The sequence below is a fragment of the Micromonospora solifontis genome (assembly GCF_003725545.1).
GTDB lineage: Bacteria > Actinomycetota > Actinomycetes > Mycobacteriales > Micromonosporaceae > Micromonospora > Micromonospora solifontis.
On sequence record NZ_RJLN01000163.1, the window covers coordinates 1 to 5,068 of the forward strand.

2 protein-coding genes are annotated in these 5,068 nt (G+C 73.7%); both read left to right on the forward strand.

What is annotated here, in order from left to right:
- On the forward strand, positions 1-1,434 hold a 1,434-nt coding region (gene rho, locus EFE23_RS27405), incomplete at its 5' end, for a transcription termination factor Rho (RefSeq protein WP_123243762.1).
- A 139-nt stretch (positions 1,435-1,573) separates the two neighbouring features.
- On the forward strand, positions 1,574-5,023 hold the full coding sequence (locus tag EFE23_RS27410; protein ID WP_123243763.1) for a phosphodiester glycosidase family protein: 3,450 nt from the start codon (positions 1,574-1,576) through the stop codon (positions 5,021-5,023).
- The last annotated feature ends 45 nt before the right edge of the window (positions 5,024-5,068 follow it).

The following is a 5,068-nucleotide window of genomic DNA, read 5'->3' on the forward strand; positions in this document are numbered from 1 at the left end:
AACGAGCGGGGTGACCGCGGTGAGCGGGCCGAGCGCGGCGAGCGCAACGAGCGGGGTGACCGCGGTGAGCGCGGCGAGCGCGGGGGCGACCGCGCCGAGCGCAACGAGCGCGGTGACCGCAACGACCGTGGTGACCGGAACGACCGTGGCCAGCGCGCCGAGCGCAACGACGACGGCGACGAGGACGGCGAGGGCGGCGGCCGGCGCGGCCGGCGCAGCCGCTTCCGGGACCGTCGGCGGGGCCGTGGCGAGCGGGCCGAGGGCGGCGACGGCGGTGGCCGCGAGCCGCAGGTCGGCGAGGACGACGTGCTCGTCCCGGTCGCCGGCATCATCGACGTGCTCGACAACTACGCCTTCGTGCGGACCACCGGCTACCTGGCCGGCCCGAACGACGTGTACGTCTCGATGTCCCAGATCAAGAAGTACGGCCTGCGCCGCGGTGACGCGATCACCGGTGCGGTGCGCGCGGCCCGGGACGGCGAGCAGCGGCGGGACAAGTACAACCCACTGGTCCGGCTGGACACCATCAACGGGATGGAGCCGGACGAGGCGAAGCGCCGGCCGGAGTTCTACAAGCTCACCCCGCTGTACCCGCAGGAGCGGCTGCGGCTGGAGACGGAGCCGCACATCCTGACCACGCGGGTCATCGACCTGGTGATGCCGATCGGCAAGGGGCAGCGGGCGCTGATCGTGTCGCCGCCGAAGGCCGGTAAGACGATGGTGTTGCAGGCGATCGCGAACGCGATCACCCGCAACAACCCGGAGTGCCACCTGATGGTGGTGCTGGTCGACGAGCGGCCGGAAGAGGTCACCGACATGCAGCGGTCGGTGAAGGGCGAGGTCATCGCGGCCACGTTCGACCGTCCGCCGCAGGACCACACCACGGTGGCGGAGCTGGCGATCGAGCGGGCGAAGCGCCTGGTCGAGCTGGGCCACGACGTGGTCGTGCTGCTCGACTCGGTGACCCGGCTCGGCCGGTCGTACAACCTGGCGGCGCCGGCCAGCGGCCGGATCATGTCGGGTGGTATCGACTCCACCGCGCTCTACCCGCCGAAGCGCTTCCTGGGCGCGGCGCGCAACATCGAGAACGGCGGCTCGCTGACCATCCTCGCCACCGCGCTGGTGGAGACCGGGTCCATGGCGGACACGGTCATCTTCGAGGAGTTCAAGGGCACCGGCAACGCCGAGCTCAAGCTGGACCGGAAGATCGCCGACAAGCGGGTCTTCCCGGCGATCGACATCAACCCCTCCGGCACCCGCAAGGAGGAGGTCCTGCTCGCGCCGGAGGAACTGGCGATCGTCCACAAGCTCCGCAAGGTGCTGCACTCGCTGGACTCGCAGGCGGCGCTCGACCTCCTGCTGGACCGGCTCAAGCAGTCCCGGACGAACATCGAGTTCCTGATGCAGATCGCGAAGTCCACTCCGGGCGAGTGAGCTGACCGGAACGACCCGACGAGGGGCACGGCTAACCGGCCGTGCCCCTCTTCGCGTACCGGGGCGAGGGGTGAAGTTTTTCTTCGGTTAAGCGGTCGCCTCTTGAAACTTCTGTTCAGTTCCGGGTTGACTGTCGTCCATGCGTACCCGCAGTCGATCCGCCCGTCTCGCCGGCGCCCTGCTGCTGACGCCGGTGCTCACCCTGGTCGGACCCGTGCCGCCCGGCGCCGCGGCGCCCGCGGCCGGGACCGCCACCATCGCCGAGGACGCCCCGGCCGCCTCCTCCCGCCCCGACACCGCGGTCGCCCTCGCCGCCGCCGGCCTGGAGCCGGCCGGTGGCCTGGAGACCGCGAAGACCACCCGTCCGGTCGCCCCCGGGCTCGACCTGACCTCCTTCGACCGGTACGACGCCGCCGGCTGGCTGCGTGCCGACGCCCTCACCGCCGACCTCTCCGGCGGCGTCACCGTGGACTACGTCAACTCCGACGCGGTCACCCGGGACGAGCCGCTGCGCGCGGCGGTGGACCGCTCCCGGGCGGTGGCCGCCGTGAACGGCGACTTCTTCGACATCAACAACTCCGGCGCCGCCCAGGGCGTCGGCATCCGCTCCGGCGAGCTGGTCCAGTCGCCGGTCGCCGGGCACACCAACGCCGCCGCGATCAGCCCGGAAGGGCTCGGCCGGATCATCCAGGTCGGCTTCGAGGGCAGCGCCGCCCTGCCCGCCGGGCCGGTCCCGCTGACCCAGTTCAACAACATGGTGCAGCGCGACGGCATCGGCGTCTTCACCCCGCTCTGGGGGACGTACACCCGCGGGCGTGCTGTGAACGGCGCGGCCCGGGTGGTCGAGGTGACGGTGACCGGCGGCACGGTCGCGACCGTGGCCACCACGGCGGGCGAGGGCCCGATCCCGGCCGGCACCACCGTGCTGCTCGGCCGGGAGGCGGGGGCCGACGCGCTCGCCGCGCTGCGCCCCGGCGATCCGGTCGACGTGACCTGGCGGCCGAAGGCGTCCGACGGCAGCAGCCCGCGCGCCGCCGTCGGAGGCGGCAGCGTGCTGGTCCGGGACGGCGTGGTGCAGAACATCGCCGACCAGAGCCTCGCCCCGCGTACCTCGGTCGGCTTCTCCGCCGACGGCCGCAAGATGATCATGCTGACGGTCGACGGCCGGCAGGCCGACAGCCGGGGTGTCACGCAGACCGAGATGGGCCGGATGATGCGCGAGCTGGGCGCGGCGAACGCGCTCAACCTCGACGGTGGCGGCTCCTCGACCCTGCTGGCCCGGGAGCCCGGTGCGGCCACCGTCCAGGTGGAGAACAGCCCGTCCGACGGCACCGAGCGGCCGGTGCCGAACGGCCTGGCCATCTACGCCCCGGAGGGCAGCGGCCGGCTCACCGGCTACTGGCTGGAGACCGCCAGCGACCCGACCGCCGCGCCGGGCGTCGCGCCGATCCGGGGTGGCCGGCCCGACCGGGTCTTCCCCGGCCTCACCCGCCGGCTCACCGCCGCCGGCTACGACGAGACGTACGGGCCGGCCGCCGGCGCGCCGCAGTGGCGGGCCAACCCGGCCGCCCAGGGCACAGTGGACGACGAGGGCGTCTTCCGGGCCGGCCGGCCCGGCCGCAGCACCGTCACCGCCTGGCGCGAGGAGGCCCGGGGCACCCTCGACCTCACCGTGCTCGGCCCGCTGGACCGGGTCGACGCCACCGTCGACCGGCTCGGCCTGAACAACGCGGGCGACACCGGCCTGTTCGGCGTGGTCGGCTTCGACGCGGAGGGGAACAGCGCGCCGATCGAGCCCGACGACCTGCGCCTGGAGTACGACCACGACCTGCTGGCGGTCACCCCGACGGCGGACGGCAACCTGTCGGTCAAGGCGCTCGACGGCACCGGCTCCGCCCTGGTCACCGTCCACGTCGGAACGCACACCACCGTGCTCCCGGTGACCGTCGGGCTGACCGACGTGCCGGTGGCTGGCTTCGACGACGCGGCCGCCTGGAAGTTCAGCCAGGCCCGGGCCAGCGGCGCGGTCGCCCCCGCGCCCGGGCACACCGGCACCGGCCTGCGGATGTCGTACGACTTCAGCCAGTCCACCGGCACCCGGGCCGCCTACGCGGACCCGCCCGCCTGGATCGACGTGCCCGGCCAGCCGCAGGCGTTCGGCCTGTGGATCAAGGGCAACGGCACCGGGGAGTGGCCGAGCCTGCACCTGCACGACGCGCAGGACACCCAGTTCGTGCTGCGCGGCCCGTACGTCACCTGGACCGGCTGGCGGTACGTCGAGTTCACGGTGCCGCCGGGCGTGCAGTACCCGGTCCGGGTGCGCCGGTTCTACGTCGCCGAGACCGACCCGGCCAAGCAGTACCAGAGCGAGGTCGTGATCGACGACCTGGTCGCGCGGGTGCCGCCCACTCTGGACGCCCCGGCCGAGGCGAACCGCACCGACCGGGTGGTGCTCCGCGACGGCACGGTGGACGTGGCGCCCTGGCGGTTCGCGGTGCTGTCCGACGCCCAGTTCGTCGCCGCCGACCCGGACAGTGACCTGGTCGCCCAGGCCCGCCGTACGCTCCGCGAGGTCAAGGCGGCGAAGCCGGACTTCCTGATCATCGACGGGGACTTCGTGGACACCGCGTACCCGGCGGACTTCGTGCTGGCCAAGCGGATCCTGGACGAGGAGTTGGGCGGCGAGCTGCCGTACTACTACGTGCCGGGCAACCACGAGATCATGGGCGCCCCGATCGGCAACTTCCGCGGCGTCTTCGGGGACACCTCGCGGGTCTTCGACCACCAGGGCACCCGGTTCCTGACCCTGAGCACCGCCACCGGCTCGCTGCGGGGCGGCGGCTTCGACCAGGTTGAGCTGCTGCGGAACACCCTGGACGCGGCGGCGGCCGACCCAGCCGTCGGCTCGGTCGCGGTGCTCTTCCACCACCCGCCGCGGGACCCCAGCCCGGCCAAGGCCAGTCAGCTGCTCGACCGGAAGGAGGCGGCCCTGGTGGAGCAGTGGCTGGCCGACTTCCAGCACCGCACCGGCAAGGGCGCGCTGATGGTCAACGGGCACGTCGGCACCTTCCACGCCGACCGGGTGGACGGCGTGCCGTACGTGATCAACGGCAACTCCGGCAAGAACCCCTCGACCCCGGCCGAGCTCGGCGGCTTCACCGGCTGGACCGAGTTCGGCGTCGACCCGGTGACCCCGCAGGAGGCCGAGCAGGCCCGCCGGGACCCGCTCGCCGAGGGGCCGGACTGGGTCGCGGCGGAGTTCCACGCCCACGTCGACCGGCTCACCCTGGCCGTCCCGGCGAGCGTGGCCGTCGGCGCCCCGGCGCCGGTCACCGCCACGCTCACCCAGCCCGGCGGTCGTACCGTGCCGGTGGGCGCGCCGGTCAGCGCCGACTGGTCCGGCTCGCCCAACCTGCACATCGGGGGCGCGGCGGGGGTGAAGCCCTGGCACGTGGCCCGGTTCGACCCGGCGACCGGGGTGCTGACCGCGCTGCGCCCCGGCGCGCAGGTGCTGCTCGCGGTGACCGTCAACGGCGTCCGCACCGAGGCGACGGTCACCCTGACGGCGGCGGAGGCGCCCGCCGCCTGAGGTGAACGGAGGGGCCCCTTGTCAACAAGGGGCCCCTCCTTCCTC

What these genes read in the sequence shown, in the direction of transcription:
- EFE23_RS27410 (WP_123243763.1), top strand. Translation starts at nt 1,574, where the DNA reads ATGCGTACCCGCAGTCGATCCGCCCGTCTCGCCGGCGCCCTGCTGCTG.